At 72.3% G+C, this 26,163-nt stretch carries 27 protein-coding genes and 1 other RNA gene; 15 read left to right on the top strand and 13 right to left on the bottom strand.

The features are described from left to right. Nucleotides 1-34: 34 nt before the first annotated feature. Entirely contained in the window at nt 35-1,333 is a 1,299-nt protein-coding gene (locus ACLBX8_RS05650; RefSeq protein WP_447714717.1) for a VpsF family polysaccharide biosynthesis protein, read from the bottom strand. Next, nucleotides 1,330-3,435, bottom strand: coding sequence for a GumC family protein (locus ACLBX8_RS05645; protein WP_447714716.1), 2,106 nt, complete (start codon nt 3,433-3,435; stop codon nt 1,330-1,332). The genes ACLBX8_RS05650 and ACLBX8_RS05645 overlap by 4 nt, the downstream gene beginning before the upstream one ends. A gap of 434 nt (nt 3,436-3,869) precedes the next feature. Here ACLBX8_RS05645 and ACLBX8_RS05640 point away from each other — a divergent pair, with 434 nt between their 5' ends. From ACLBX8_RS05640 to ACLBX8_RS05610, 7 genes are all read left to right on the top strand, one after another. Then, entirely contained in the window at nt 3,870-4,124 is a 255-nt protein-coding gene (locus ACLBX8_RS05640) for a hypothetical protein (RefSeq protein ID WP_020090689.1), read from the top strand. 69 nt (nt 4,125-4,193) lie between these two features. Then, nucleotides 4,194-4,350: non-coding RNA, 6S RNA (gene ssrS, locus ACLBX8_RS05635), on the top strand. Then, entirely contained in the window at nt 4,340-4,957 is a 618-nt protein-coding gene (locus ACLBX8_RS05630; RefSeq protein WP_447714715.1) for a 5-formyltetrahydrofolate cyclo-ligase, read from the top strand. The genes ssrS and ACLBX8_RS05630 overlap by 11 nt, the downstream gene beginning before the upstream one ends. Nucleotides 4,958-4,960: 3 nt before the next feature. Continuing rightward, nucleotides 4,961-5,779, top strand: coding sequence for a TIGR00282 family metallophosphoesterase (locus ACLBX8_RS05625; RefSeq protein WP_012322254.1), 819 nt, complete (start codon nt 4,961-4,963; stop codon nt 5,777-5,779). 207 nt (nt 5,780-5,986) lie between these two features. Continuing rightward, nucleotides 5,987-6,976, top strand: coding sequence for a MotA/TolQ/ExbB proton channel family protein (locus ACLBX8_RS05620; protein ID WP_234082025.1), 990 nt, complete (start codon nt 5,987-5,989; stop codon nt 6,974-6,976). Continuing rightward, nucleotides 6,976-7,989, top strand: coding sequence for a peptidoglycan -binding protein (locus ACLBX8_RS05615; RefSeq protein WP_020090686.1), 1,014 nt, complete (start codon nt 6,976-6,978; stop codon nt 7,987-7,989). The genes ACLBX8_RS05620 and ACLBX8_RS05615 overlap by 1 nt, the downstream gene beginning before the upstream one ends. A gap of 279 nt (nt 7,990-8,268) precedes the next feature. After that, on the top strand, nt 8,269-8,715 hold the full coding sequence (locus ACLBX8_RS05610; protein ID WP_447714714.1) for a methyl-accepting chemotaxis protein: 447 nt from the start codon (nt 8,269-8,271) through the stop codon (nt 8,713-8,715). A 72-nt stretch (nt 8,716-8,787) separates the two neighbouring features. Here ACLBX8_RS05610 and ACLBX8_RS05605 read toward each other — a convergent pair whose 3' ends face one another. Next, a complete protein-coding gene (locus ACLBX8_RS05605) occupies nt 8,788-10,632 on the bottom strand; it encodes an ABC transporter transmembrane domain-containing protein (protein WP_447714713.1) in 1,845 nt (614 codons plus the stop codon). Nucleotides 10,633-10,872: 240 nt separating this feature from the next. Here ACLBX8_RS05605 and rpmE point away from each other — a divergent pair, with 240 nt between their 5' ends. Beyond that, nucleotides 10,873-11,121 (top strand): 50S ribosomal protein L31, encoded by a 249-nt coding sequence (rpmE, locus tag ACLBX8_RS05600; RefSeq protein ID WP_012322259.1) that lies wholly within the window; start codon nt 10,873-10,875, stop codon nt 11,119-11,121. A gap of 355 nt (nt 11,122-11,476) precedes the next feature. Further along, on the top strand, nt 11,477-12,259 hold the full coding sequence (locus tag ACLBX8_RS05595; protein ID WP_447714712.1) for a MetQ/NlpA family ABC transporter substrate-binding protein: 783 nt from the start codon (nt 11,477-11,479) through the stop codon (nt 12,257-12,259). Nucleotides 12,260-12,325: 66 nt separating this feature from the next. Here the strand turns inward: ACLBX8_RS05595 and rcdA are convergent, their stop codons facing one another. The 5 genes from rcdA to ACLBX8_RS05570 all read right to left on the bottom strand — a co-directional run bounded on the left by rcdA (nt 12,326) and on the right by ACLBX8_RS05570 (nt 17,088). After that, a complete protein-coding gene (gene rcdA / locus ACLBX8_RS05590; RefSeq protein ID WP_020090682.1) occupies nt 12,326-12,856 on the bottom strand; it encodes a protease adaptor protein RcdA in 531 nt (176 codons plus the stop codon). A gap of 179 nt (nt 12,857-13,035) precedes the next feature. Further along, a complete protein-coding gene (locus tag ACLBX8_RS05585; protein ID WP_447714711.1) occupies nt 13,036-15,171 on the bottom strand; it encodes a TonB-dependent receptor family protein in 2,136 nt (711 codons plus the stop codon). A gap of 44 nt (nt 15,172-15,215) precedes the next feature. Beyond that, nucleotides 15,216-15,548 (bottom strand): hypothetical protein, encoded by a 333-nt coding sequence (locus ACLBX8_RS05580; protein WP_447714710.1) that lies wholly within the window; start codon nt 15,546-15,548, stop codon nt 15,216-15,218. A gap of 145 nt (nt 15,549-15,693) precedes the next feature. Next, entirely contained in the window at nt 15,694-16,668 is a 975-nt protein-coding gene (locus tag ACLBX8_RS05575) for a copper chaperone PCu(A)C (protein ID WP_447714709.1), read from the bottom strand. A 42-nt stretch (nt 16,669-16,710) separates the two neighbouring features. Continuing rightward, nucleotides 16,711-17,088: a hypothetical protein gene (locus ACLBX8_RS05570; RefSeq protein WP_447714708.1), complete on the bottom strand. Its 378-nt coding sequence runs from the start codon at nt 17,086-17,088 to the stop codon at nt 16,711-16,713. Nucleotides 17,089-17,317: 229 nt separating this feature from the next. On the opposite strand from ACLBX8_RS05570, the gene ACLBX8_RS05565 reads away from it, so the two are divergent. Both ACLBX8_RS05565 and ACLBX8_RS05560 read left to right on the top strand, forming a co-directional pair. Next, complete coding sequence (locus ACLBX8_RS05565; RefSeq protein ID WP_020090677.1) at nt 17,318-18,616, top strand: L,D-transpeptidase family protein; 1,299 nt, start codon at nt 17,318-17,320, stop codon at nt 18,614-18,616. A gap of 215 nt (nt 18,617-18,831) precedes the next feature. Then, nucleotides 18,832-20,496: a calcineurin-like phosphoesterase C-terminal domain-containing protein gene (locus ACLBX8_RS05560; RefSeq protein ID WP_447714707.1), complete on the top strand. Its 1,665-nt coding sequence runs from the start codon at nt 18,832-18,834 to the stop codon at nt 20,494-20,496. Between the two features lie 33 nt (nt 20,497-20,529). On the opposite strand, the gene ACLBX8_RS05555 is transcribed toward ACLBX8_RS05560, so the two are convergent. After that, nucleotides 20,530-21,108 (bottom strand): type 1 glutamine amidotransferase domain-containing protein, encoded by a 579-nt coding sequence (locus ACLBX8_RS05555; protein ID WP_056531689.1) that lies wholly within the window; start codon nt 21,106-21,108, stop codon nt 20,530-20,532. Between the two features lie 166 nt (nt 21,109-21,274). Between ACLBX8_RS05555 and ACLBX8_RS05550 the strand changes: the two genes are divergently transcribed. Beyond that, nucleotides 21,275-21,478, top strand: a complete 204-nt coding sequence (locus ACLBX8_RS05550) for a hypothetical protein (protein WP_012322267.1) — start codon at nt 21,275-21,277, stop codon at nt 21,476-21,478. Between the two features lie 30 nt (nt 21,479-21,508). Here the strand turns inward: ACLBX8_RS05550 and ACLBX8_RS05545 are convergent, their stop codons facing one another. Further along, nucleotides 21,509-21,898 carry a hypothetical protein gene (locus tag ACLBX8_RS05545; RefSeq protein ID WP_020090673.1) on the bottom strand — a complete coding sequence of 130 codons (390 nt, stop codon included), beginning with the start codon at nt 21,896-21,898 and terminating at the stop codon, nt 21,509-21,511. A 317-nt stretch (nt 21,899-22,215) separates the two neighbouring features. Here ACLBX8_RS05545 and ACLBX8_RS05540 point away from each other — a divergent pair, with 317 nt between their 5' ends. Both ACLBX8_RS05540 and ACLBX8_RS05535 read left to right on the top strand, forming a co-directional pair. After that, nucleotides 22,216-22,425, top strand: a complete 210-nt coding sequence (locus ACLBX8_RS05540) for a cold-shock protein (RefSeq protein ID WP_012322269.1) — start codon at nt 22,216-22,218, stop codon at nt 22,423-22,425. A gap of 226 nt (nt 22,426-22,651) precedes the next feature. Then, nucleotides 22,652-22,888 (top strand): AsnC family transcriptional regulator, encoded by a 237-nt coding sequence (locus tag ACLBX8_RS05535; protein ID WP_091679178.1) that lies wholly within the window; start codon nt 22,652-22,654, stop codon nt 22,886-22,888. Between the two features lie 33 nt (nt 22,889-22,921). Here ACLBX8_RS05535 and ACLBX8_RS05530 read toward each other — a convergent pair whose 3' ends face one another. Further along, the gene (locus ACLBX8_RS05530) at nt 22,922-23,737 is read right to left on the bottom strand and encodes an inositol monophosphatase family protein (RefSeq protein WP_447698397.1); all 816 of its coding nucleotides are present in this window, start codon (nt 23,735-23,737) and stop codon (nt 22,922-22,924) included. Nucleotides 23,738-24,157: 420 nt separating this feature from the next. Between ACLBX8_RS05530 and ACLBX8_RS05525 the strand changes: the two genes are divergently transcribed. Then, nucleotides 24,158-24,613 (top strand): DUF6101 family protein, encoded by a 456-nt coding sequence (locus tag ACLBX8_RS05525; RefSeq protein WP_447698398.1) that lies wholly within the window; start codon nt 24,158-24,160, stop codon nt 24,611-24,613. Nucleotides 24,614-24,628: 15 nt separating this feature from the next. Here the strand turns inward: ACLBX8_RS05525 and ubiA are convergent, their stop codons facing one another. Both ubiA and ACLBX8_RS05515 read right to left on the bottom strand, forming a co-directional pair. Further along, complete coding sequence (gene ubiA, locus ACLBX8_RS05520; protein ID WP_447698399.1) at nt 24,629-25,576, bottom strand: 4-hydroxybenzoate octaprenyltransferase; 948 nt, start codon at nt 25,574-25,576, stop codon at nt 24,629-24,631. Nucleotides 25,577-25,664: 88 nt separating this feature from the next. Continuing rightward, nucleotides 25,665-26,144 carry a hypothetical protein gene (locus tag ACLBX8_RS05515; protein ID WP_020090668.1) on the bottom strand — a complete coding sequence of 160 codons (480 nt, stop codon included), beginning with the start codon at nt 26,142-26,144 and terminating at the stop codon, nt 25,665-25,667. Between the last annotated feature and the right edge of the window lie 19 nt (nt 26,145-26,163).

The raw sequence follows: 26,163 nt of genomic DNA, 5'->3' as shown, positions 1-26,163 counted from the left end.
GGCGGTCCCCGACCGATCCGCGGCTCGGGCCCTCTCAGCCGCGGCGCGGAAGGGGCGGGAACAGGACAATGAGCATCAGGGCGAACTTGGCGAGCAGGGTCGTCTTGCCGGCCAGGCCCTCGAACGTGTTGACGAGGATCACGAAGGTCAGGATCGGGAGCCAGACGCCGCGCCGGCAATCCCGCGCGATCTCCGCGAGGTAGAGCCCCACCGCGATCACCAGCACCCCCGTGACCAGGATGCCGTGGTAGAGCACGGCCGAGATGATCGAGTTCTCGATGCCCCATTCCAGGCCGTAGATCCGGCGCAGCGTGTTCACCTGCAGGAAGTCGGGGGCGAGCAGGAGCTGCCGGAACGGGATCGCGTCGAACACCGTGAGCATGTCGACCCGGGCCTGCGCGCTGCCGCCGTCCGAGACGAACCGGTCCAGCAGGGTGTCGAAGAACCCGGCCGAGGCGAGGACCGCGACCAGCACGGGCAGCAGCGTCAGGGCGAAGCACGCGCAGGCCGCCGCCGCCAGCGGGACGCGGCCGGTGCGCAGGGTGCGGTTCAGGGACACGAGCCCGACAGCGCCGCCGAGGATCAGCGTCGTGACGGTGGCCGAGCGGCCCCCGAACGTGACCAGGGCGACGAGCTGGAGGACGATCATGGCGGCGCGCGGCATCGGCGCCAGGCGGCCGCCGCCCTTCGCCAGCGCCAGGATGTAGCACGCCGTCATGGTCGCGTTGGCCAGCGGGTGGCCCTGGAGGGCCGCCGAGCGGGTGTCGGACTCGAACGCCACGCCGTCGAACCGGTAGGGGAAGAAGCGCTGGCCGCTCGCGAGCTCGAACAGGCCGAGCAGGGCGTTGGCGAGCATCACGAGGTGGAAGATCGTCTCCAGCCGGCCGAGTGTTTCGGCGTCCCGGTCCATCAGGAGGATCGGGACGAGGCCGGCGAGCACGAAGGTGTCGATGGAGCCGGCGAGGCCCGCGCCGCCCCGGGCCGCGATCAGCGCGAGGAGCAGCACGCCGCAGGCGGCCAGGAGCACGCTGGCCGGCCGCCGGTTCAGAGCCCCGGCCACCGGGATCACAGGATAGCCCGCGCGCATCAGGGTCCAGCCGATCAGGACGACCGCCAGGTAGGTGGCGGGGTGGATCTTCGAGGCGGCCGAGCCGGTGATCCCCTCGTAATTGAGGCCGAGCACCCACAGGAGGCCGCCCGAGACCCCGACGAGGAGCAGGGCCCAGACCGACAGCGCCACCGATTCCGCCCGCAGGAGGGCGCGCAAAACCGGGCCCGTGCGCGCCGCCGGATCGTGGCGGCGCGCGAAGCCGGTCTGCCGGAGGGTCCTCACGCCTTGCGCCGGGTCAGGAGCAGGGAGCCCGAGATCGGCCGGCCCAGCGCCTCCGACGTGTCGACGAGGTCGATCAGGTCGCGCTGGCGCGTCGCGCCGTTGCAGGCGACGAGGAGCAGCCGGTCGGCGGCGGCCGCCAGGGGACCGAGCCGCAGGTTCTCGGTCAGCACGCCGCCGTCGACGAGCACGAGGTCGAAGCGTCCCTTCACGCCCGCGATGAAGCGCTCGACATTGGCGGGGGTCAGGGCATCGCGCAGGGGCTTCTCGGTGTCGCCGAGCCCGACCCGGCGGGCGCCGGAGGCCGGGTCCGTCCGGGTCACGGCGTTGAGGCTCTGCTCGCCGCGGAGCACGTCGAGGAGGCCGCCGGTGCCGGAGCCGTCCGCCCGCAGGTCGGCGTCGACGCGCAGGACGCGGTCGCCGCGCGCGACGGCGACCGCGGCGAGCAGCCCGATCACCGCCTGGCGCTCGGCCTCGTCGGATTCGCCCGAGGTGACGAGCAGCGCCAGCGCGTGGCCGCTCGCGCCGGAGGTCGCGGCCAGGTGGTCGAGGGTGAGGCTCGCGGCGCTCGCGCTCGCGCCCCGCGGCCGCAGGCCGGGCAGCACGGCCACCACCGGGGCGTTCGACAGCCGCTCCAGCTGCCGCGGCGAGAGCACGGTCGGCGCCAGATATTCCCGCGTCAGCGCGAGGCCCGCGCCGAGGCCGAGGCCGCCCGCGAGGGCGGCGGCGACCAGGATCAGCCGCGGCGGCCAGCTCGGATCCTGCGGCGGCCGCGCCGCGGTGATGATCCGGGCGTTCGAGCTGTCGATGCTGGTCTGCTCCTTGATCTCCCGGGCGCGCACCAGGAAGGCGTTGTAGACCGAGCGCGCCGCGTCGACCTCGCGCTCGAGCTCGCGCTGCTGCACCGACGACTGGGCGTTCACCGCCGACTGCCGCTGCAGGCGCTCCAGCTCCGCCGCGAGGGTCCGCTCGTTTGCCTGGGCGCGCTGGGCCTCCGTTTCCGCCGCGCCCGCGATGCGGTTCAGCTCGGCGTCGATCAGCCGGCGGACGTCCTGCATCTGGGCGCGCACCGCGGCGATGAACGGGTGGCGCTCGCCGAGATTGGTGCGCAGGTCCGCCTCCTTGGCGGCGAGCTCCGCGTACTGCCCGCGCAGGCGCTCGATCACCGAGGACTGGATCGCCTCCGGCATCGCCCCAGACCCGATCGCCTGCCCGCGCGCCTCCCGGATCCCCTGGAGCCGCGCCCTGGCGTCGGCGGTCCGCGCCCGCGCGGCGACCAGCCGCGCGTTCAGGTCGGTGAGCTGCTGCTCGTTCACGAGCCGGCCGCTCGACGCGATCAGGCCGTTGCGCGCCTTGTAATCCTCGAGCTTCTTGTCGGCGGCGTTGACCGCGCTGCGCAGCTCGTCGAGGCGGCCGCGCAGCTCGCCCGCGGCGCGCTTGGCGGCGTCCGAGCGGGCGTCGGTCTGGTCCGTCAGGTAGGCGCTCGCGATGGCGTTGACGATCCGCGCCGAGAGATCGGGGTCCGTCGTGGTGACCACGAGATCGATGACGAAGACCTTGTCGGCGCGCTTGACCGCGAGCCGCCGCCGCAGCTGGTCCAGCGCCCGGCCGCGGGCGTCGACCGGCCGCTCCGCCCTCGGCCCGGCCACCAGCGCGCGGAGCTCGCCGAGGACCCGCGCGACGACGCCGTCCTGCGGCGCGCCGAAGCCCGGCGCGGTCGCGAGCCCGACCTGATCGACCGCCCGGCCCAGCACGGCGTCCGACTCGATCACTTTCACCTGGCTCTCGACCTGGGCGATGCCGCCGTCCGGCGACAGCCCGGCGGGGTTGACGTCGTTCGAGACGACCTGGCGGTCGCGGGGATCGATCAGGATCTGCGCCGTGGCGGTGTAGAGGGAGGGCGTGATCAGCGCGTAGGCGAGGGCGAGCAGGCCGAGGAGCAGCGCCGTCCCGAGGACCAGCCGCTTGCGCCGCCACAGGATCCGCCACAGGTCGCCCAGCTCGGCGGTGGTGTCGGGGCGGTTCGGGCCCGGACGCTCGGGATGGGCCGGCTGCACGGGGGTGAGCCACGTCGCGACAGCGATGTTATGGTCGATCTGTGCCACGATCGGTCACCGTCGTCTCAAACCTGGTCGGTCCCTCGCGGGTGCCTTCCCCACTGCAAGAGTCGCGCAGCCTCCTGACAATGGATCGGGACCGCGATCCGCGCCTGAGCGGCCCGGATGACTGGAAGCGTGGTAAATCAAATCCGCGCGGCGCGCTCCCGCGCACGCCTCGTTCATCGCGGTCCCGGTGTTGCTGCAGCGTGTCGGCGGCGCGGACGCGGCGTCGCATCGCGGCGGGCCGCCGAGGGACCGTCCGGATGTCCCGCACGCCGCGGTGCCGCAGCGCCCGCCGACCCAGACCCATGCGTTCAGACATCGGCGTGGATAACGCCTTCGGGCTGCTCTATTCCCCGATCGGATAAATTGTATTGGCGCTTCCGAGACGCAACAATCGCTTCAAGCTGCGATCTGTACTCTAATTCAGGTGCTCTGCCATGGAAGCGATCGGCGTCGAGGACCGGGGCGGCGGCCGGCGCGACGCCAGCGCCCGCCTGCGTCGGATCGCGGCCGCGACCGGCGTCCCGCTCGCCGCCTTCTTCGGGGCGCCGGCGCCGCGCCCGCTGGCCGAGCTCAGCGAGCTGATCGGCCTGTGGCAGTCGATCGCCGACCAGGAGGGCCGCAACGCGATCCTGGCGGTGGCCCGGGCGCGGGCCGCCGGGACGAAGGACGGGCCGGGCGGGCCGGCCTGACGGACCGGCCCGCGGATTTTGCGGCGCCCGGCCCTGGCGGGAACGCGCCGGGACCGCTACATGATGGGAGCGGGGCTGCAGAGTTCGTCAGGAGCACTATCCCCGGGGCCTTATCGACTCCCTCGGGAGCTGTCCCTGGCCTCGTCCCTGGACTTGGCCAACACGGCGCCCACCTACGCTGTAGGTTTCCCGGGATCGATCCTCCAACGGCTCACGTGGCTCCGCACCCGACCTCTCCCAGAACCGGCACCGAGGCTCCGGACGCCGCCCGCAAAGCGGAACTCCGCGCCGCGGCCCTCGCCGCCCGCGACGCCCTCGATCCCGCGGCCCGGCAGGCGGCCTCGACGGCGATCGGGAACGCGCTCCTCGCGCTGCCCGAACTCGCCCAGGCCCGTCTCGTGGGCGCCTTCTGGCCGATCCGCAGCGAGGTCGATCCCCGGCCCGCCGCCGAGGGCCTGCGCGCCCGCGGGCAGGCCGTGGCCCTGCCGCACGTCACGCCGGACGGCCTTGTGTTTCGGGAATGGCGCGCCGGCGACGCCCTCGTCGCCGGCCGGTTCGGCCTCAGCGAGCCCGACCCGTCGCTGCCACCGGTGGAGCCCGACGCGCTGATCGTGCCGCTCGCGGCCTTCGACCGGACCGGGCAGCGCATCGGGTACGGCCGCGGCTACTACGACGGCGCGATCGCGCGCCTGTCCCGCACGAGCCCGGTCCTGACCGTCGGCATCGGCTTCGCCGCCCAGGAGGTGGCGCGGGTGCCGGCCGAGCCGCACGACCGCCCCCTCCAGTTCGTGATCACCGAAGACGGCGTGATCCGCTGCGACAGGACCGCCTGACCCATGCGCCTGCTCTTCCTCGGCGACGTCGTCGGGCGTTCGGGCCGCACCGTGGTGTGCGAGCACCTGCCGCGGCTCCGGGAGCGCTGGCGCCTCGACTGCGTGGTGGTCAACGGCGAGAACGCGGCCGGCGGCTTCGGCATCTCCGAGACGATCTGCGACGAGCTGATCCAGGCGGGCGCCGACGCGGTCACCCTCGGCAACCACAGTTTCGACCAGCGCGAGGCGATGGTGTTCATCGCCCGCCAGCCGCGCCTGGTGCGGCCGGCGAACTATCCGCCCGGCACGCCGGGACGCGGCGCCACGGTCGTGGAGACCCAGGGCGGCGCCCGCGTCCTCGTGGTCAACGTGATGGGCCGGGTCTTCCTCGACGCGATGGACGATCCCTTCGCGGCGGTGGAGCGCGAGCTCACCGCCTGCCCCCTCGGCGCGGCGGCGGACGCGGTGATCGTCGACGTCCACGCCGAGGCGACGAGCGAGAAGCAGGCCTTCGGCCACTACCTCGACGGCCGGGCGAGCCTCGTCGTCGGGACGCACACGCACACGCCCACGGCGGATCACCGGATCCTGCCCGGCGGCACGGCCTACATGTCGGATGCCGGCATGTGCGGCGATTACGATTCGGTGATCGGCATGCAGAAGGACGAGCCGATCCGCCGCATGATCCAGAAGACGCCCGGCTCCCGCTGGGAGGTCGCCGTCGGCGAGGGCACTTTGTGCGGCATCGCTGTGGAGACGGACGCGCGCGGCCTCGCCACGCGGGTCGCGGCCCTCCGCCTGGGGCCGAATCTTGAGGAGACCGCGCCGCATTTCTGGGATTAGCGCCCTGTCCGGCCCGGTGGATGCCGGTTTGGCGTAAGGCGGTCGCGGGCCGCTAAGCCTTTTGTGCGGGACTGGTCTCGATCGGCCTGGGCATAGCTCCGCGATGACCTTCCCGAGACTTGATCGCGTGCGGGCCTACCCCCACAGTGCCCCCCGAGGGGCGCCGATGGCCGGCTGCCGCGTGGTGAGATCAGGCTAGAACGATCGATGGCCGCCCGAGAAACCGGCGACGACAAGAATGGGCCGCTGGCACAGCCCGGGATCTATCTCGGGCGGATGGTCATCTTCCTGATCCTTGTAGGCTTCCTGGCCTTCATTCTGTTCCGGCAGATCACACCGGCCTTCCTGGCCAATCCCGGGCTCAACGGGCTCATCCTCGGTGTGCTGCTGATCGCCGTCCTGATCGCCTTCGGGCAGGTCGTCCGGCTGTTCCGCGAGACCGCCTACGTCAACGCCGTGGCGGGCGGCGCGCAGGTCAAGAAGCCGCCCGCCCTGCTGGCGCCGATGGCGCCGATGATCGCCGCGCGGGCCGGCGGAGCCACCCTGCCGGGGACGACCGGCTACCTCGACACGATCGCGGTGCGCCTCGACGAGGGCCGCGAGATCCTGCGCTACATCTCCGGCATCCTGATCCTGCTCGGCCTGCTCGGCACCTTCTGGGGCCTCATCGACACGCTGTCGGCGGTCGGCGGCGTCATCAAGGGCATGCGCGGCGGCGGCGATGCCGGCGTGATGTTCGACGAGCTGAAATCGGGCCTCGCGGTGCCGCTCTCGGGCATCGGTCTGGCCTTCTCGGCCTCGCTGTTCGGCCTCGCCTCGTCGCTGATCACCGGCTTCCTGGAACTGCAGGCGGGCCAGGCCCATGCCCGGTTCCACAACGAGTTGCAGGATTGGTTGATGTCCGGCGCGGCAGCTCCGGAGTCGGCGCCAGTCGCGGCGGCGGCGACCGCGGCGCGGCCGGCCGCCGGCACGCAGGAGCTGAAGGAGGCGGTCGACCGCCTGAGCGCCCTGGTGGCCGAGGGCGGCGGCAGCCGCGCGGCGACCCAGGCGATGACCAACCTCGCCGAGGGCATCCAGGGCCTCGTCCAGCACATGCGCGCGGAGCAGCAGATGATCCGCGACTGGGTCGAGGCGCAGGCGAGCCGCGAGCGCGAGCTGAAGCAGGTGCTGGACCGGCTGGGCCGGGAGCGCGTCTAGTGGCCTCCACGGCGACCCGGACCCGGCGGACGCTCAACGTCTGGCCCGGCTACGTCGACGCGCTGGCCACGCTGCTGCTGTCGGTGGTCTTCCTGCTCACGGTCTTCGTGGTCGGGCAGTTTTTCCTGTCGCAGGAGCTGACCGGACGGGACGAGACCCTGGCCAGGCTCAACCGCCAGATCGCCGACCTCACCGACCTCCTCGCCCTGGAGCGGACGAACCGCCGCAACCAGGAGGAGGAGGCCCGCAATCTCCGCACGACGCTCGCCGGCGTCGAGGCCGAGCGCGACCGGGCCAAGGTGCAGGCCGAGGCCGCGACGGTCAGCCAGGGCGCGGCGGGCACCCTCGACAAGCAGCTGGAGACCGAGCGCGGCGCGACCCGGCGGGCGCAGTCCCAGATCGACCTGCTCAACGAGCAGATCAGCGCCATGCGCCGCCAGCTCGCCGCCCTGGAGGACGCCCTCGCGGCCTCCGAGAGCCGCGACAAGGAATCCCAGGCCCGGATCGCCGAGCTGGGCAGCCGGCTGAACGTCGCCCTCGCGCAGAAGGTCCAGGAGTTGGCCCGCTACCGGTCCGACTTCTTCGGCCGCCTGCGGCAGATCCTCGGCAACCGGCCCGACATCCGCGTGGTCGGCGACCGCTTCGTGCTGCAATCCGAGGTGCTGTTCCCGGCCGGCTCCGCGACCCTCAAGCCCGAGGCCGGGCCGGAGCTCGACCGCATCGCCGGCGCGGTCTCGGAACTCGCCAAGCAGATCCCGGCGGACCTGCCCTGGGTGCTCCGCGTCGACGGGCACACCGACGCGCGCCCGATCAGCACGTCGCAGTTCCCGTCGAACTGGTCGCTCTCGGCGGCGCGCGCCATCGCGGTGGTGCAGTTCCTCGCCGGCAAGGGGATACCGCCGCAGCACCTCCTGGCGGGCGCCTTCGGCGAGTTCCAGCCCCTAGAAGCCGGGGCGACCGAGGAAGCCTACGCCCGCAACCGCCGGATCGAGATGAAGCTCACCGAGCGCTAGCGCTGTCGGACCGCCGCGGCGCCGCAGGGGGTGTCGGCGCGCGGCCCGCGTCCGGTGACCAGTTTCGCGGCGATCTCGCTCCGCATTCCCAAGTGCATGTGCCGATCAAGCCAGCATCCGATCGTCTTACGAGAGCTTCGAACACCAGAAGCCGGAAGAGATAGGCGGTAATTGTTCCGGCGGGCGCCGATTTCTCCTGTGCGCGCCGCAGCTCTGCTGGATTAACGCATCGTTATCCTTGACGTCCCATGGTGCGGCCGATCCAGGGAGACCGTATCGATGTCGAAGCTCAGCCTGCCCCTGAACGCGGTTCGGCCCGGAGCCGACGATTACCCCCGGCCGCACGTCGCCCTGCGGGACGAGGCCAGCGCGATCGCCGCGGCCGTGCGGGTCTTCGAGGACGGGCTGACGGACCTGCGCGCGGGCGTGCCGGCCGCGGACGACGCCGCGTCCGCCGCGGCGGCGGCCGACGCGGCGACCGGCCTCCTGGCCGGCATCGCCGGTCAGACCAGCCTGATGGCGCTCCGGGCCGCGATCGAGGCGGCCCGCGACGGCGGAGAGGGCCGGGGCTTCGCGGCCGCGGCCGCGGAGGTCAGGGACCTGGCCGGGCAGATGGTGCGGGCGACCGACACGATCGTGGCCCAGGTCGGCCAGATCCAGGCCGCGGCGGAGCGGGCGCAGGATACCGCGACCCGGGGGCAGCGCCAGGCCGCGTCCGCGCACTGAGGCCGCGCACCCCGCACCGGCGATCCGTCGCGCGGACGGGCGCCGCACCGGGCGGCTCCGGGCGCGGCCCGGCTACTCGGCGACCGGCAGGCGCTCGCCCCGGCTGCGGGGCTCCTTGCCCCGCGCCGTCTCGTCCAGCGCGTCGGTGAACTGCAGGTTCGCGAGCTGAGCGTAGAGCGCGCCCTGGGCCAGCAGGCTCTCGTGGGTTCCGGTCTCGACGATGCGGCCGTCGTCGAGGACCAGGATGCGGTCCGCGGCGCGGATCGTGGCGAGCCGGTGGGCGATCACCAGGGTGGTCCGGCCCTGCATCAGCGTGGCGAGGGCGGCCTGGACGGCGCGCTCGGACTCGGCGTCCAGGGCCGAGGTGGCCTCGTCGAGGAGCAGGATCGGCGCGTCCTTGAGGATCGCCCGGGCGATGGCGATGCGCTGCCGCTGGCCGCCCGAGAGGGTCACGCCGCGCTCGCCCACCTGGGTCGCGTAGCCCTGCGGCAGGGCCGAGACGAAGCCGTGCGCGTTGGCGAGTTCGGCCGCGCGCCGGACCTCCGCCTCGCCGGCCTCCGGGCGGCCGTAGCGGATGTTCTCGGTGACGGTGCCGGAGAACACGACGGGGTCCTGGGGCACCAGGGCGATGCGGGCGCGCAGGCGCTCGGGATCGACCTGGGCGATGTCGGCGCCGTCGACCAGGATCCAGCCGCCCTGCGGGTCGTAGAAGCGCAGCAGCAGCTGGAACACCGTCGATTTGCCCGCGCCGGAGGGGCCCACGATGGCGATGCGCTCGCCGGGCGCGGCCGCGAAGCTGAGGCCGCCGAGGGCGGCGTGTTCCGGGCGGGTGGGGTAGGCGAAGCGCACGTCCTCGAAGGCCACCGCGCCCCGGGCCGGCTCGGGCAGCGGCAGGGCCGGGGACGGCGCGCGGATCGCGGGCTCCGCGGCGAGGATCTCGGTGAGCCGCTCGGCCGCGCCGGCCGACATGGCGAGGTCGCCGTAGACCTCGGAGAGCTGCCCGAGGGCGCCGGCGCCGAACACGGCGTAGAGCACGAACTGCGAGAGCTCGCCGCCCGTCATCGTGTGGTTCAGGACGCCCTGGGCGCCGTACCACATCACCCCGACCACCGAGGCCGAGATCAGGAAGATCGCGACGCCGGTGAGCAGCGCGCGGGCCCGGATCGAGGCCTGGGCGGCGCCGTAGGCCTCCTCGGAGGCCGCCGCGAACCGGGCCGCCGTCGAGTCGGAGCGGCCGAAGGCCTGCATCGTCCGCACCGCCCCGACCGCCTCGGCGGCGTAGGCCGAGGCCTCGGCGAGCCGGTCCTGGGCCGCCCGGGAGCGCCGGCGCACGCCGCGGCCCGACACGATCAGCGGGAAGACGATGATCGGGATCGCGGCCAGCACCATCACCGACAGGCGCGGGCTCGTCACCACCATCATGGCGGTGGCGCCCACGAACAGGAACAGGTTGCGCAGCAGGATCGAGACCGAGACGCCGAAGGCCGACTTGATCTGCGTCGCGTCCGCGGTGAGCCGCGAGACGATCTCGCCGGACTGCGCCCGGTCGAAGAACGCCGGATCGAGCTGGGTCAGCCGCGCGAAGACGGCGCTGCGGAGGTCGGCGACGACCCGCTCGCCCAGCGTCACCACCGTGTAGACGCGGGCCGCGCTCGACAGCGCGAAGGCCGCGACGACCCCGAGCAGGGCGAGGAAGTAGGCGTCGATCACGTTCGAGCCGTCGGCGGTGAAGCCGTGGTCGATGACCCGGCGCATGGCGATCGGGACGACCAGCGTCGAGGCCGACGCGCAGATGAGGGCGACGAGCCCCGCGGCGATCCGCGCGCGGTAGCGCAGCGCGAAGGGGAGGAGCGGCCGGAGGGCGCTCAGCGGGGCTCTGGGTCGGCCGGCCGCGGCCGCCTTGGTCTTACGGGCCATCACGCCTCACGTGTTGTCGTTCTCCCGGTCCGCGGCGCTTGTGACCGGGGAGCGGCTGCGGTATAGGCCGCCGCTCATCCGATTGCGTGTGTTCAATGGCCGCGGGCCGCCACCACGGTCGGCTTGGACGTGCCGTTGCCACGAACCCATGGTTCGGTGCAACCGGTGACATCTTCCGCATTCCGGGCCGGGCGGCGCCTCCTGCGCTTCCCGCCGGCGTGCCAGACAGGGACCAAGGTCATGGCGAAGGACGCGGCCGCGAAGGCCAAGGGGACCGAGCACCCCGATTACCACTTCATCAAGGTCGTGATGACGGACGGTACCGAGTACCAGACCCGTTCGACCTACGGGAAGGAGGGCGACACCCTCAATCTCGACATCGATCCGCTGACCCATCCGGCCTGGACCGGCGGTGAGCAGAAGATGCTCGACCGCGGCGGCCGCGTGTCGCGCTTCAACTCGCGGTTCGGCAACCTCGGCAAGCGCTGAGCGCCGCAGCCGTCACGGCGACGTCGTTCGAGACGGGCGGTCCCTGCCGGGGCCGCCCGTTTTCGTGCGCGGCGTCGCGCGGTCGCGCGCGTTATCCACAGGACGGGTTTGCGAAGATCGCCCGGACCTTGGCGCGAACCGCGCGTCCGGGCCGGCGGGCGGAAACGCTTCTTCTCGGTCGGGGCGCACCCGCGGCCTCCGCGGCCGGGTCCGGCCGCCGCCGGCGCATTCAAAGCGCGGCCGGGCCGTCGTATCCTTCCCCGGTCACCCGCGGTTCGCCGGAACTCCGCCGCGCGGGCGGCCCGCCTGTCCGGGGGCCGAGGCTCTCCGGACGCACTGCTAGGATCGAGATCCGATGAGACGTCTGCTGCTGCTGTTCCTCGCCCTGGTCGGTCTGGCCGCCGCGCCGGCCCTGGCCGCGGACAAGATCAAGGTCGGCATCATGGGCGGGGATGCCGAAGTCCTCTGGGCGAAGGCCAAGGAGATCGCGGCCCGCGACGGGCTCGACATCAACCTGGTGGTGTTCTCCGACTACCTGCTGCCGAACGAGGCGCTCCAGTCCGGCGACCTCGACGCCAACGCCTTCCAGCACAAGCCGTTTCTCGCCAACCAGATCAAGGCGCGGGGCTACAAGATCGTCCCCGTCGGCGAGACGATCGTGACGCCGATCGGCCTGTACTCCAAGCGGGTCAAGGCCGTCGGGGACCTGAAGGACGGCGCGCAGATCGGCATCCCGAACGACCCGTCGAACGGTGGTCGGGCGCTCCTGCTGCTGCAGGCCGAGAAGCTGATCCGCCTGAAGGACGGGGTCGGCCTGCTGCCGACGGTCTTCGACGTCGTCGACAATCCCAAGCGCCTGAAGTTCCAGGAGGTCGACGCCGCGCAGCTGCCCCGCAGCCTCGAGGATCTCGACGCCGCGGTGATCAACACCAACTACGCCGTCGATGCCGGCCTGATCCCCGGCAAGGACTCCATCGCGATCGAGTCCAAGGTCGACAACCCCTACAACAACGTCATCGTGGTCCGCCAAGCGGACACGGGCAAGCCCTGGGTGCCGAAGCTGGTCCGCGCCTTCCAGAACGACGCGATCCGCCAGATCCTGAAGGAGCAGTTCCCGGGCCAGTTCCCGGCGTTCTGAGCGTCGGGGCCGGGACGCCGGCCACGCGCGGCGGCGGCGCTCCCCGGAGCGTCGCCCGGCCCCCGCTCAGCCCTCGCTCATGCGGAAGGCCATCCGCAGCAGGCCCTGCTGCGCGGCGACGGGGCTCTCCACCGGCTGGGGCGTCGGCCGGTCCTCGGCGATCAGCGCGTCGAGGTGCAGGATGCGGCTGTGCAGGCGCCGGGCCCGGAGGATCAGCTGCTGCAGGCGCATCGGCAGCAGGTTGAAATCCTGCTGCTTCGGCGGCTCGGCCGTGCCGAGCTTGACCCGGTGCTTCTCCAGGAGGGCCTCGGCCGGGGTCATCTCGCCCTCGGCGACGGCGCGCTGCACCAGGAGCCACGAGGCGATCTGCATCAGCAGCGTGGTCAGGCGCATGCTCTCGGCCGCGTAGCTGAGCGTCGCGTCCCGGGACACGAGGCGCGACTCGTCGCGGCCCTCGCCGTCGAGATAGGCGGCCGTCTCCTCGACCAGGGTCATCCCGTCGCGGAACAGCGCCTTGAAGGCTTCCGAGTTGACGTAGGACCTGCCGAAATCGACCCAGTCCTGATCGTCCCGGAACGTGACATCGAAGCCGTTCATCTGCCTCTCCTGTGCCGTCCGACGGCCCGGCTCGTTCCGATCCGGGACGCTCCGTCCGTGGCTTTCGGACGACGCCGCAATCCTAGCGCCGATTGGCCCGGACAGCAGGGTTCATGTTTTTTTAACCTTAACCCGCCGCCCGGGATCTGGAGAAGTGCCGCGGATGGCGGCACCCGCGCTCAGAACGAGGCCCGGATACCGCCGAAGACGCTGCGGCCGCTCCCGGGATAGAAGGCGGCCAGCGCGGCCGGGCCGCCGGCCGTCGCGGCGGCGTTCGCCACCACGGCGATGTCCGAGACGTAGCGGGCGTTCGTGAGGTTGCGGGCATCCACGAACAGGGCGACGCCGTCGGCGAGATCGAGGCCGGCCTCGACGCCGAGCAGGGCGTAGCCGGGCACCCGCAGGGTGTTGGCGTGATCGGCGAAGGCGCCCTGCGGCACCCAGTCGAGCGACGGCGCGACGTGGAAGCCGCGCGGGTGCCGGTAGCTCAGGACGGTGCGCAGCACGTCGGCCGGGATCCCGGCGATGCGGTTGTTGCCGAAGACCGGGTCTCCGACGAACCGGAAGTCGTTGTGGTTCCAGATCTGGGTCACGCTGAGCCCGTCGCCCGCCGCCGCGAGGTCGCGGACGAGGTCCAGGGTGAGCGCCGCCTCGACGCCCTGGTGGACGGAGCGGGGGGTGTTGAAGGTGGCGGATGGGATGTTGAGGCCGGGATTGGTCGCGAAGTTGATCAGCTCGTCGCGCAGGTCCGACCGGTAGAGCGTCACGTCGAAGGCGAGGCGGTCGACGCGCCCGCGGGCGCCGGCCTCGTAGGTCCAGGCGCGCTGCGCCCGCAGGGGCACGAAGGTGGTGCTCAGCAGGTTCTGCTGCACGAGGTCGGAGAAGTCCGGCACGTCCCGGGACCGGACCACGTCGCCGAAGATCTGGATGTCGGGGCGCGGCTGCCACAGCAGGCCGACCTTCGGATTGACGCCCGCGTAGGTCACGTCGGCGAAGCGCGGGTTCGGGTTGCCCGGCAGGCCGCCCTTGTCGCTGAAGGTCCGGTTCGACGAGAACGCCTTCGCGCCGGTCATCAGCGCCATGTCCGGCAGGAACCAGAAGCGGTTCTCGCCGTACGCCTCGAGGCTCGAGGCGCTCTGAAGGGCGTTGAGCGTCTGCGCCCCCCGCTGCCCGCGGACGTTGACGAATTGCAGCGCGGAGTTCTGACCCGCGAAGGCGCGCAGGCCCAGCACCACGTCGTCGCGGAAGCCGCCGAGATCGAAGGTCCCGGCCCAGTGCGGGCTGATCCCGTAGGTCCAGCCGTCCTGGTCGATCGCCTGGAAGATCGGGTGGTACAGGCTCTTGTGGATCGCCCAGGTGTCGACGTCGAGCTTGCCCACGTCGAGCAGGAACGAGGTGCGGTTCGCGATCCGCTCCGTCTCGACCTTGCGGGACTGGTTGCCGGTGATCGCCGTGGGGTTGGCCAGCGTCGGCGTCGAGAGGCTCTGGCCGAGGGTCAGGGTGCCCGGCAGCTTCTGATCGGTGAGGTAGGTGCCGAGATAGAAGCGGGTCTCGATGTCGGGCGCGATCCGGTAGCCGATATTGGCGTTGAAGTTCTTCGTGGCCTGGGCCTCGTGGGCGCGGAACCCGTCGGAATTGGTCAGCGTCGCGTTGACCAGACCGTCGAGCGGCCCGTCGATGCGGGACATCTGCGCCTGCTCGCGGATCGTGCCGAAGCTGCCGCCGTCGACCCGCAGGATGTTGGGCGCCAGCGCGGTGTAGGCCGTGGGCGTGACGGCGTTGACGGCGCCGCCGAGCGTCGTCGCCCCGAAGGTCAGGGCGTTGCCGCCCTTGTAGACCTCCACCGAGCGCAGGGCGAGCGGGTCGACCTGATAGAAGTCGCCGCTCCCGTCCGCGAGGTTGAGCGGGATCCCGTCCTGCAGCAGCTCCAGCCCGCGCAGGTGGAAGGCGCGGGCGATGCCCGAGCCGCGGACCGACAGGCGCAGCTCCTGCCCGTAGCGCTCCTGCACGTAGACGCCGGGCACGTCCTTGAGCACGTCGCGGAGCGTGTTGGTGTAGCGGTCCTGGAGCGCCGCGGCGTCGACGAAGGCCACGGAGCCGACGGTCCCCGCGAGGGCGGCCCTCTGGCGGTCGACGCTCGGCACCGAGAGCGAGCCGCGGGTTTCGTCCGACGGCGCGTCCGTCGCGGCGGCGCCGACGACGCTGAGTTCGGACAGGGTGACCGAGGCGGCGGACGGTGCCTGGGCCGCGGCCGGCGTCGCGCAGGTGAACAGCAGGAGCGCGGCACGTCGGCCGGCCCGGAACTGGCGGGGCATGGTGTGGGATCCGTGTCTGGCGATCGGGAAGGCGGGGCGATCGGTCAGACGACGGGCGGAGCGCGGGCTCCGAGGCCGGGACGCGGGGGCGCCCGCGGGAGGGCGACGCGCCGCGGCCGGGGGGCGGCGGCCGCGACGGGTCGGGCGACCGGGACGGCGGCGACGGTCGACGGCGCGGGCAGGGTGGCGGGGCCGGCCGCGTGGCAGGCGACGCAGCAATCCCCGCGGTGAGGGGCCGGCAGCTGTTTGCCGGCCGGTGCCGGATCGGTCGGGCCGCCGTCGGCGAGGCAGAGGACGTGGTCCGGCCCCGCGGCGGCGGAGACCAGGCCGCCGAGGACGCCCTGGAGCGCCAGGGCGTAGAGGGCGAGGAGCGCCACGATCCGGGCGAGCGCGCGCGCCGGCCGCGCAGGGGCGACCCGAAGGTCCGCGCGGCCGCGACGGCCGGGCGCCGCGGCGGCCCGGCCTCGTGGATCTGCTCGCGTCACGGCTGTCGCCCAGCGGCCGAAGCTCCGTCCCGGGCTGCTAGTGCTGGTGCTGGTGCTGGCCGCCCGGCGCGCCCGCGCCGATCGGCGCCACCGTGAACGTCACCGGCACGGCGCCGGCGCGCTGGAAGGTGAGCGTCCCGGCGACCGTCTCGCCCGCCTTCGGCGCGCCGGTCAGGTCCTCGAACATGAGGTGATAGCCGCCGGGCTTCAGCTCCACGGTCTCGCCGGGCTTGATGGTCAGGCCGTTCGTGACCGGCGCCATCTTCATGACGCCGCCCTCCATCGACATGGAGTGGATGTCGCTGCTCTTGGCGAACGGCACCGTGGCGCCCGTGAGCGTGTCCGGGGCGCTCCCCGTGTTGGTGATGCGCACGTACCCGCCGGCGACCTTGGCGCCGTTCGGCGTGGCGCGCAGCCACGGCGTCTCGATCGTCAGGTCACCGGCCTTCACGGTCGTCGCGGCCGCGGCCGTCCCCGCGGCCGGCGCGCCGCCCGCCTGGGCGACCTGGACGATCCGGAAGGACGGCGCGGCCGCCTTCAGGTCGTGGGCGTCCTGACCGGCCTTGGGGATCTTCGACCAAGAATAGCTGCCCTCCGCGCAATCCTGCTGGACCGGGACGTAGACGGTCGCGCCGGGCTCGAAGGTGCCGGCGACCTGCGCCAGGAAGGTGAACTCGTCGACCTGATCGTCCGGAAGGGAGCCGCCGCTCCACGTGATCGACGTCACGCCCTCCGCGGCCGTGCCGTGATGGGTCGCGTAGGTCTTGGCGTAGGGTCCGCGCGTCGTCGCGAGGGTCCAGCCGGGTTTCGGCATCGGCTTGGCGCCGATCAGGCCCTCCGGGATGGTGACGCTCACGCGGGTCGTCGGCTTGCCGTTGCAGCCGTGCATGATCTGGACGACGCCGCGATACGAGGCGCCGGGGGCTGCCTGCTTGCGTTCCAGCACCGCGTGGGCCTGCGCCGCGGAGGCGAGCAGCCCGAGGCCGAGGGCGGCCGAGACAAGGGTCTTCATGGGAATACATCCGTCCTGAGGGATCCGAGAGGTGGTGATCGCTCAGGCGGTCGGCGGCCCCCTCGGGGACGCGATGGTGCCGGGCGGCGCGCGGGCGCCGACGCTCCGGTTGAGGGGCCAGGCCGGCCGCAGGTCCGCGGTCGCGGCCCATCGGAAGCCGACGGACGGGGGGCGCGGCGGGATCGCCGGGCCGGTGGCCTGGGCCGCCGCGCAGCAATCGCCGTGGTCGTGGGGGACGGGCGCGCCCGATGGAGCGGACGCGTCGGCATGCTGCGCGCAGAGGCCGTCGGTCGCCGCCGGCACCGGCATGAGGCCGCCGAGAAAGGCCTGGAGCAGCAGGGCGTAGAGCGCCAGCAGGGCGACGACGGCCCGCAGGGCCGGCCCGACACGTCGATCCGAAAGGGCCTCGCCCGAATCCATGCTGCTCCCGCGCGCCGTCCGAACCGGACCGCTATGGCATCCCTGCCACACCGGCGCGACGATGGCTGTTGCCAGGGTGCCGCAGACGGACGCCGCGTGCGCTGGCGCACGGCGATGCCACATTCCGGCCCCTTCGATAGGGAGTCTTAACGCCATCCCGACACCGTGGCGCCCGAGACAATCCGCTCCCGTCACGACCTGACGAACCCCGGACCAGAGCCAGCGACCGATGCGCAAGAAGGCACAAAACCGGTTCCCCGCGATCCTCGGCGTCGCCGCCCTCGGCGCGCTCGGCATCGGCGGCGCCCAAGCCCGCGATCAGGGCAACTATGCCCAGGCCGAGTGGGCGCAGGACTACGCCTCACCCGCCGGCATGCAGGTGCAGCGCGAGACGGTGCCGATCCTCTCGCCCCAGACCGTGACGTCCACCGAGCAGATGGTGGAGCGCTACAAGGACATCGTCGCCCGCGGTGGCTGGCGGCAGGTTTCCGGCGCCGACCACCTGCGGATCGGCTCGCGCGGCCCGGCCGTGGCGGCCATCCGCCAGCGCCTGATCGTCACCGGCGACCTCGATCCGGCCGCGGGCGGCTCGGGCGTGTACGATTCGTACGTCGCCGCGGGCGTGAAGCGGTTCCAGGCCCGGCACGGCCTCAGCCAGACCGGCGCGATGACGATGGCCACCCAGCAGGCCATGAACGTGCCCGCCGACGTGCGCCTGCGCCAGCTCGAGATCAACGTCGTGCGCCTGCGCTCCTACTCGGGCGATCTCGGCCGGCGCTTCGTGATCACCAACATCCCGGCCGCGCTCGTCGAGACGGTCGAGAACGGTCAGGTCGTCACGCTCCACGCCGCCGGCGTGGGCAAGATCGACCGCCAGTCGCCGATCATGAACACCAAGGCGACGCAGATCAATTTCAACCCGACCTGGACGGTCCCGGCTTCCATCGTGAAGAAGGACCTGATCCCGAAGATGCAGAAGGATCCGAACTACCTCACGGACAACAAGATCCGGATCCTGTCAAACGGCTCCGAGGTCTCGCCGAAGTCGGTGAACTGGTTCTCGGACGAGGGCACCCGCTACACCTACCGGCAGGATTCGGGCGCCGACTTCAACTCGATGGGCATCGTCCGCATCAACATCCCGAATCCCTACGGCGTGTTCATGCACGACACGAACACCAAGGGCGTGTTCGGCGACGATTTCCGCTTCATCTCCTCGGGCTGCGTGCGCGTGCAGAACGTGCGCGAGTACATCACGTGGCTGCTGAAGGACACGCCCGGCTGGGACCGACAGAAGGTCGAGGAGGCGATCGAGAGCGGCAAGCGCATCGACGCCAACATCTCCCAGCCGGTGCCGGTCTACTGGACCTACATCACCGCCTGGTCGACCCCGGACGGCATCGTCCAGTTCCGCGACGACATCTACAAGCGTGACGGCGTGAACGTGCCCTCGACCATCGGCGCGCCGACCCCGGTCGCCAGCGCCGAGCCGATGCCGCAGACCTTCGAGCCCGGCGACGAGGAGTAGTCGGACCCGCGGGCGCCGGCCGCTCCCGGCGACGCCCGCCCGTCGAACCCGATCCGAGGCCCGCACCTCTGCCGAGGCGCGGGCCTCGCGCGTTCGGGGCCGCGCCTGTCATCCGGAGGTCAAACGCGTCTGATTGGCCGCGGAGGCAGCGTCCCGGATGCCGGTTGCCGGCCTCCCGCGGGACGCCGCGCCGCGAAGCCGTGCAGGAGCCATCGATGTCGCGCGACACCCAGCCCGGAGGCCTGACCCGCCGGAGCACCATGGCGGGCGCCGCCGCCCTCGGCCTCGTCGCGGGCCGGGCCGGCGCGCAGGAGCCCGCCGAGGCCGCCGAGGCCACCGGGATCGTCTCCGCGCGCGACGCGGCCGGCGGGGAGCCGGTCCCGCTGCCGGGCGTGCTGGTGTCCAACGGTCGCGAGATCGCGCGGACCGACGAGCGGGGCCGCTACCGCCTGCCGATGCCGGGCGACGGCGCGGTCTTCGTCATCAAGCCGCCGGGCTACGCCCTGCCGCGCGACGCCGACAACGTGCCGCGCCACTCCTACATCCACCAGCCCGGGGGTACGCCCGCCGAGCTGGGCCTGCGCTACCGCGGCCTCGCGCCCACCGGGCCGCTCCCGGCCTCGATCGACTTCACCCTGACCCGCGCGGACGAGCCCGACGACTTCGACGTCGTGCTGTTCACCGATCCCCAGCCCGAGAGCCGGTTCGAACTCGACCACGTGCGCGACACCGCGGTCGCCCGCGCCATGGCGATCCCGGCCGCCTTCGGCCTGACCACCGGCGACGTGCTGTTCGACGATCTCTCGCTCTACGGCCGGTCCAACCGGATCGTCGGGCGGATCGGCCTGCCCTGGTACAGCCTGCCGGGCAACCACGACCTCAACATGCAGGCGCCGGACGCGCGCTACAGCCGCGAGACCTGGATGCGGGTGTTCGGCGCGCCGACCTACGCGTTCCGGCACGGCCGGGCGTGGTTCGTGATGCTCGACAACGTCGAGTGGCTCGGGCCGCCGGTGCCGGTGGGCGCCAACACCTACCGGGGCCGGATCGGCGACCGCGGCCTGGCCTTCCTGCGCAACCTCCTGGCCGAGATCCCGCGGGACGACCTGATCGTGCTGGCCATGCACATCCCCCTGCACACCGAGACCGGCCCCGAAGAACCCCGCACCCACACCACGGACCGCGCCGCGCTCCTCGACCTGCTCGTCGGCCGCAAGGTGCTGAGCCTCGCCGGCCACACCCACACGACCGAGCACCACTACCTCGCCGACGGGCACCACCATCACGTGCTCACCGCCGTCTCGGGCTCGTGGTGGAGCGGTCCCGACACCCGCACGGGCATCCCCTCGGCCGACAGCCGCGACGGCACGCCGAACGGGTTCCACGTCCTGTCGATCCGCGGCACCGACTACACGACGCGCTACGTCGCCGCGCAGGGTCAGCCGGACGAGACCATGCGGATCCTGTTCGAGAGCGAGCTGCGGGCCGGCGCGCCCGAGGTGGTGCGCTGGACCCGGCCGGTGCAGGGGCTGCGGCCGCCGGTGCCGCAGGACGCGCTCGCCGACACGACCCTGGTGGTGAACGTGTTCGACGGCGGCCCGCGCACGCGCCTCGCGTTCCGGGTCGGGGACGCGACGCCCCGGCCGATGGCGCGCACCCGCCGCCCCGACCCGTTCGTCACCGAGCTCTACGAGCGCTACCCGGAGACGAAGAAGAGCTGGGTGAAGGCGGTGCCCTCGACCCATATCTGGACGGCGCGGCTCCCGGACGACCTCGCCCCGGGCGCCCACCGGGTGACCGTGGAGGGCGCGGACGAGTACGGCCGCCCGATCCGCGGCTGCACGGTGCTGGAAGTCACCGGCGAGCGCGGCCGTGGCTGAGCGGGGGCGCCGGTCGTCCGGCGCCCGCGCGGGTCACGCCGCCAGCTGGCGGGCGCCGTGGCCGCCCTCCTGGATCTCCTCGACGATCTTCGCGCAGAAGGCGTCGAGGTCGCCCGGGTTGCGGCTCGTGACGATGCCGTGGTCGGTCACGACGTCCTTGTCGTGCCAGCGGCCGCCGGCATTGATCACATCGGTCCGGATCGAGCTGAACGAGGTCAGGTCGCGGCCCTTGGCCGCGCCGGTCTCGATCAGCAGCCACGGGGCGTGGCAGATCGCGGCCACGACCTTGCCGGACGTCAGGAAGCTCCTGATCAGGGCGAGGGCCCGGGGCTCGAGCCGGAGCTTGTCCGGGTTGATCTGGCCGCCCGGGAGGACGAGGGCGTCGTAGGATGCCGGGTCGACCTGCTCCAAGTCGGTGTCGACCGCGACCTCCCGGCCCCAGTCGGTCTTGTCCCAGCCGCGGATCGTGCCCTTGCTCTGGCGCGACTGCGGGGCGGCGACGGTCACCGCGGCGCCGGCCTCGGCCAGCTTGGCCTGCGGGACGGTCAGCTCGCTCTCCTCGAAGCCGTCGGTGGCGAGGATCAGGATCTTGGCTTGGCGGATGTCGGGCATGGCGGGTCTCCGGTTCGGGGATCTGCCCGGCTAACCGAGGGTCGTCCGGCCCGTTCCCGCGGCCCTCCGCCGCCCGGCCGCGTCCGGAAGCGGACGCCGGACCGGTGATCGGAACCCCCGCGAAGGCGGCCCGTTGGTCCCCATCCCAGCCACTAGGAGTCGCGTCATGGCCAATCCCGGCCTTCCCGAGCCCACGCCCGGCGACCTGCCGCCGCCCCCACCGACGCCCGAAGAGGAGCCCGATATCGGCCCGACTGGCCCGCGCACGCCCTATCCGGTGAACGATCCGGGGATCGGCGAACCCGGCGGTCCGGGCTCCGAGCCGGACATCTTCCCCGGCACGCCGACGGATCCCGGGACGCGCATGTGACGGCGCCCGCGACGGCGGTGCGCCCGGCCGTCAGTGACCGCCGTGCGAGGTCCGCACGTCGCGCGGGGCATTGAGGATCTCGGAGAGGCTCGTCACGACGTGGCGGGCTTCTTCGTCCGTCAGGCGGAGCTGGAACGGCGGCAGGGCGCCGGCCTGCAGGGCGACCACCGCCTGGCCCTCGTCGTCGGTACCGACCTCGATGGCCGACGACGTCACGTCGAGCATGGCGACCTCCTCGTCGCCCATCTCGTCGGCCATGTCGGGCTCGTCCGTATCGTCGATCGCCGTGAGGAGTTGCCCGACGGCGCGCACCAGCGCCCGGGCGGCGCGGGCATCCATCACCACCGCCGTCGCCTGATCGTCCTTCTGGAAGGAGAGCTGGATGTTCGCACCGTCCAGCGAGACCGAGATGCCTGCCATGTATCGTCCAGAGCCACGCGCCTTAACTGCTTGAGCGCATTCCGTATATGCATCGTGAATGCCCGGAATCACAGGGGGCGGTGCCGCGCGGCCCCCTCCCGATCCCGGCCTGCGACGCAGATGATACGCCGCCCATGCCTTGTTGCGGCCGCAGCCTGCGCCTAAATACGTCCTCGGGGGGCTTATCCACCGAGGCTGACGCTGTTCAAGGTTCAGCGACTCGCGCCCCGCCGCACTGGCCAAATCCAGAAAGACCGTGGTGCATCACGCGGCCCTCGTGCCGCGCGGATGGCCTATGGACGAACGAGGTACACTACGTGAATACCGGCACTGTGAAGTGGTTCAATGAGACCAAGGGCTACGGTTTCATCCAGCCCGACGATGGCGGCAAGGACGTGTTCGTCCACATCTCGGCCGTCGAGCGCGCCGGGATGCGCAACCTGATCGAAGGCCAGCGGATCGCTTACGAGATCCTCACGGACAAGCGCAGCGGCAAGGACGCCGCCGGCAACCTGCAGGCGGCCTGACCGTCGCGGGTTCCGAGGCGCCTCCCGCGCCCTCAGTGCGCCGAAGTGTGCAACTGAGGATTGCGGGTGGCGCATGAAGCGGCCGCCAGACGCGGTTCCCCCTTCCGACGCTGCCTGCCCGGGCGAGACTACCCGGGTTCCGGTCGCGTCGGAGGCAATATCCCAGAAACGACGCCGGGCGCAGCCAACGTCCGGTCCAGAAAAGAAAAGAAAAGAAAAGACAGTGATGTTATTCGAGTACACACGGCGCCGCGGCGTCCGTTCCCCCGTCACCGATGCCCCGACCTTCCGGGTCGGCAAGCTGGCGCGGGCCAAGACCGCGGACCAGACCGGGGCCGATCTCAGCGACCTGATCGACCGGTCCTACAACTACCACTCCCCGCGTGAACTGCACTGGCATCTCGCCGAGCGTCTCGGGCTCGCGCCCGCCGCGGTGAAGATCCGCGAGACCGCGACGGCCTGAGGCCGCTCGCCGCGGACACGCGGGGCCTCGGCCTCAGCGGTCCCAGGCGGCGAGCACCGGGTCGCGCAGACCCAACGGCGCGGCGAGCAACTCGCCGTGCACCGGGTCGGCGCGATTGTACGGCGTCGCCGCCCCGTAGAAATCGCAGACCACGCCGCCCGCCTCGCGCAGAACGAGGTCGGCGGCGGCCAGATCCCAGTCGCGGGCATTCCCGGAGATCATCCCGATATCGACCGTCCCGTCCGCCACGCGGGCGAGCCTCAGGGCGAGGGACGGGATCCGCGCGATCACCTCGAAATCCGGGTCCGCTCCGGCGCCCCGGGCCAGGCGGTCGAGCATCGGCTTCGGGCCGGTGACGCGGGCGCCGGGCAGGCTCTGCCTGGTATCGACGCGGATCGGTTCGCCGTTCCGCGTCGCGCCGCGCCCGCGCACGGCCTCGTAATCCGCGTCGCCCACCGGCGCGTGGACGAAGCCGATCAGCGGCTCGCCGCCCGACAGGAGCGCCACCGCGATCGACCAGTCCGGATGGCCCGACAGGAACGCCCGCGTCCCGTCGATCGGATCGACGATCCACACGAGGTCGTGGCCGAGGCGCGCCGGGTCGTCGGCGGTCTCCTCCGACAGCCATGCCGCCCGCGGCACGAGGGCGCTCAGACGCACCTTCAGGAAGGCATCGACCGCGACGTCCGCCTCGGTCACAGGCGAGCCGCCGGCTTTCGACCAGATGCGGGCCGAAGTCTGCCCGCCGAGCCTGAAGAACGGCCGCGCGATGTCGGCGGCCTCGCGCATCACGGCGCGCAACTCCGGCATCAGGGCGGATACGGCATCGTCGGTGAGAGGCTCTGGCATCGCGCTCCGCGTGGAATCCGTGCGGCCCGCGAGGGCCCCGCCGGCCCGCCCGTCCGGCGGGCGGACGTCCGGGCCCGCTTGGGCTCACCCGGTCGGGCTGAGAAGACCCGGCGCGGAGGATCGCGCGCCTGGTCGCCCCGTTGTACGGCGGCGCCCGCAGCGCCACAAGGATGCTGGTTGATCGATCGATAACGACCGATCTGCGCAAGGAAATGTTGAGCATTCAAGGAAGCATTGAGCATTCCGCAAATGACAGCGCTGTCCAGATTCGCTTAACGACGGCTCTTAAGCGGTGCGGAGGAGTTCGGGTGCGATTTTGCTTGGCATAACGGACGGCCCGACAGGGGTCGCCACTTGCTCCAGGGACTCGGACCGATGAACACTTCCCCGGCCACGGACAAAAGCCACGCAGGACACCCGATGCACGGTGCCGACACCGCGCCCCGCTTCGTCGCTTCGCCGCTGCCGGTGATCGGCCGCACCCCCGGCGCGCGCCGGGCGGTCGGGATCGCGCTCGCCTACGCCACCGAGGACGCGGAGATCGTGGGCGCCGATCGGTTCAGCCTGATCCTCGTCGACGCCGAAGGCGACGTGCTGCAGCGCCTCGGCAGCTTCGAGGAGGACGACGTGGTCGCCTTGTGGCGCGACATCGCGGCGCGGGCGGGCCTCGTGCGGATGATCGTCCGGGAGGACGGCCTCCTCGTCCCGGTCTCCCAGCAGATCGGCCGGCTGATTCTCGGTCAGGTCCGCATCCGTCGCCGCCACGCCGGTCTCGGCCGCCGTCGCCCGCGCTTCCTGGCCCGCCGCAAGACGGGCCGGCTGCCCGCGCGCCCGCAGATCTTCCGCGGCGAGAACGAGATCATCGCCCGCACCTGAGGGTGCCGACGGTGCCTAGAACAGGTTGCGCAGCAGCGCGTCGGCGGTGAGGCCGACGAACAGGATCAGGCCCGCGTCCCGGTTCGACCGGAACAGCGTGAGAGCCCCGCGCCCGTCGCGCTCGCGCAGCGACAGGACCTGCCAGGCGAGGTGCCCGGCGAAGGCGGCGACCCCCAGATACCCGACGAGCCCCGCTCCGGCCCCGCACGCGGCCAGCACCACGAACAGGGCGGCCAGCGCGTAGCAGAGCCCGACGGCGAGCCGCACGTGCCGGCCGAACAGGCGGGCCGAGGAGCGGATCCCCGCGATCTCGTCGTCCTCGATATCCTGCACCGCGTAGATCGTGTCGTAGCCGATCACCCAGCACAGGGCGCCCGCGTAGAGCAGGAGCGCCGGCGGATCGAGGCGGGCGAACACCGCGGCCCAGCCCATCAGAGCCCCCCAGGCGAAGGCCAGTCCCAGGATCGCCTGCGGCAGCGGCATGACCCGTTTCATGAACGGGTAGATCGCCACCGGCAGCAGCGAGCAGAGACCGATGATCACCGCCTCCGCATTGAACTGCAGCAGGACGGCCAGCCCGATCAGGGCCTGGATCACCAGGAACAGGGCGGCGTGGCGCGGCCGCACCTGCCCGGAGGGCAGGGGGCGCAGGCGCGTGCGCTCGACCTGCGCGTCGAGGTCGCGGTCGGCGATGTCGTTGTAGGTCGAGCCCGCCCCGCGCATCGCCACGGCGCCGATCAGGAAGAGCAGGCAGTGCCAGGGGTCGGGAAAGGCCTGGTCCGCGGCGATCGCCGCCAGGGCGGCCGACCACCAGCAGGGCAGGAGGAGGAGCCACCAGCCGATCGGCCGGTCGATCCGGGCCAGGCGCAGGTACGGGCGCCAGGGCCGGGGCGCCCGCCGGTCGACCCAGTGCCCGGAGACCGCGTCGGCCGGCCGCCCGTCGTCAAACACCGTGCCGTTCATCGGTCGGATCTCCGGTCGTCCCGCACGTGAGTCCCCCGCCGCTGCCGAGGGGGGACCCGCGCCGGATCCGCGATCCTCTCAGACGATCTCAGAGAGCGCCCTGCGGCAGCTTGAAGCTTCCGGTCAAGCCCGGGCCGCCGAGCAGCCCGCCGCCGCCGCCGCCCGCCTGGGCCTGCGCCTGGGCGCGGGCCTGCGCCTCCATCTTGGTCGCCTGGGCGGCGACGCTGCAGATCTTGGTGCGGATACCGCTGACCTTCACGTGGTCGGCCTTGAAGCCCTCGGCGAAGGAATCGGGGATCGAGCACCATTCCTTGTTGGCGGCGATCCACTTGATGCCCTCCGCGCCGTTGGACTGGAGCTTCCCGAACAGGGCGCAGGCCTCCTGCGGGGTCATCTTCTTCTTGGACTGCGACGCCGCATTGGCGCGGCCGACCAGAGCCTTGCGCTCGGCCAGGGTCTTCTGGATGGCACCGCATTCCGGTGCCGCGCTCTGCGCGAACGCCGCCGTGCCGAACAGGACGGTGCCGACCAGCACCGCCGCCCCCAGCTTCAGACTCCCCTTCGCCATTCCGCGACTCCCTCGACGC

The organism is Methylobacterium sp. D48H (assembly GCF_053345715.1).
The sequence above is the reverse complement of the archived record's forward strand: the minus strand, read 5'-3'. Positions and strand labels throughout refer to the sequence as shown.

Excerpts from the sequence above, each read along its gene's own strand:
- ACLBX8_RS05640 (WP_020090689.1), top strand. The coding sequence starts at position 3,870 with ATGGAAGCGATCGGCGTCGAGGACCGGGGCGGCGGCCGGCGCGACGCC.
- ACLBX8_RS05625 (WP_012322254.1), top strand. The coding sequence starts at position 4,961 with ATGCGCCTGCTCTTCCTCGGCGACGTCGTCGGGCGTTCGGGCCGCACC.
- ACLBX8_RS05620 (WP_234082025.1), top strand. The coding sequence starts at position 5,987 with ATGGCCGCCCGAGAAACCGGCGACGACAAGAATGGGCCGCTGGCACAG.
- ACLBX8_RS05610 (WP_447714714.1), top strand. The coding sequence starts at position 8,269 with ATGTCGAAGCTCAGCCTGCCCCTGAACGCGGTTCGGCCCGGAGCCGAC.
- ACLBX8_RS05605 (WP_447714713.1), bottom strand. The coding sequence starts at position 10,632 with ATGGCCCGTAAGACCAAGGCGGCCGCGGCCGGCCGACCCAGAGCCCCG.
- rpmE (WP_012322259.1), top strand. The coding sequence starts at position 10,873 with ATGGCGAAGGACGCGGCCGCGAAGGCCAAGGGGACCGAGCACCCCGAT.
- ACLBX8_RS05595 (WP_447714712.1), top strand. The coding sequence starts at position 11,477 with ATGAGACGTCTGCTGCTGCTGTTCCTCGCCCTGGTCGGTCTGGCCGCC.
- rcdA (WP_020090682.1), bottom strand. The coding sequence starts at position 12,856 with ATGAACGGCTTCGATGTCACGTTCCGGGACGATCAGGACTGGGTCGAT.
- ACLBX8_RS05585 (WP_447714711.1), bottom strand. The coding sequence starts at position 15,171 with ATGCCCCGCCAGTTCCGGGCCGGCCGACGTGCCGCGCTCCTGCTGTTC.
- ACLBX8_RS05575 (WP_447714709.1), bottom strand. The coding sequence starts at position 16,668 with ATGAAGACCCTTGTCTCGGCCGCCCTCGGCCTCGGGCTGCTCGCCTCC.
- ACLBX8_RS05570 (WP_447714708.1), bottom strand. The coding sequence starts at position 17,088 with ATGGATTCGGGCGAGGCCCTTTCGGATCGACGTGTCGGGCCGGCCCTG.
- ACLBX8_RS05565 (WP_020090677.1), top strand. The coding sequence starts at position 17,318 with ATGCGCAAGAAGGCACAAAACCGGTTCCCCGCGATCCTCGGCGTCGCC.
- ACLBX8_RS05560 (WP_447714707.1), top strand. The coding sequence starts at position 18,832 with ATGTCGCGCGACACCCAGCCCGGAGGCCTGACCCGCCGGAGCACCATG.
- ACLBX8_RS05555 (WP_056531689.1), bottom strand. The coding sequence starts at position 21,108 with ATGCCCGACATCCGCCAAGCCAAGATCCTGATCCTCGCCACCGACGGC.
- ACLBX8_RS05550 (WP_012322267.1), top strand. The coding sequence starts at position 21,275 with ATGGCCAATCCCGGCCTTCCCGAGCCCACGCCCGGCGACCTGCCGCCG.
- ACLBX8_RS05545 (WP_020090673.1), bottom strand. The coding sequence starts at position 21,898 with ATGGCAGGCATCTCGGTCTCGCTGGACGGTGCGAACATCCAGCTCTCC.
- ACLBX8_RS05535 (WP_091679178.1), top strand. The coding sequence starts at position 22,652 with ATGTTATTCGAGTACACACGGCGCCGCGGCGTCCGTTCCCCCGTCACC.
- ACLBX8_RS05530 (WP_447698397.1), bottom strand. The coding sequence starts at position 23,737 with ATGCCAGAGCCTCTCACCGACGATGCCGTATCCGCCCTGATGCCGGAG.
- ACLBX8_RS05525 (WP_447698398.1), top strand. The coding sequence starts at position 24,158 with ATGCACGGTGCCGACACCGCGCCCCGCTTCGTCGCTTCGCCGCTGCCG.
- ubiA (WP_447698399.1), bottom strand. The coding sequence starts at position 25,576 with ATGAACGGCACGGTGTTTGACGACGGGCGGCCGGCCGACGCGGTCTCC.
- ACLBX8_RS05515 (WP_020090668.1), bottom strand. The coding sequence starts at position 26,144 with ATGGCGAAGGGGAGTCTGAAGCTGGGGGCGGCGGTGCTGGTCGGCACC.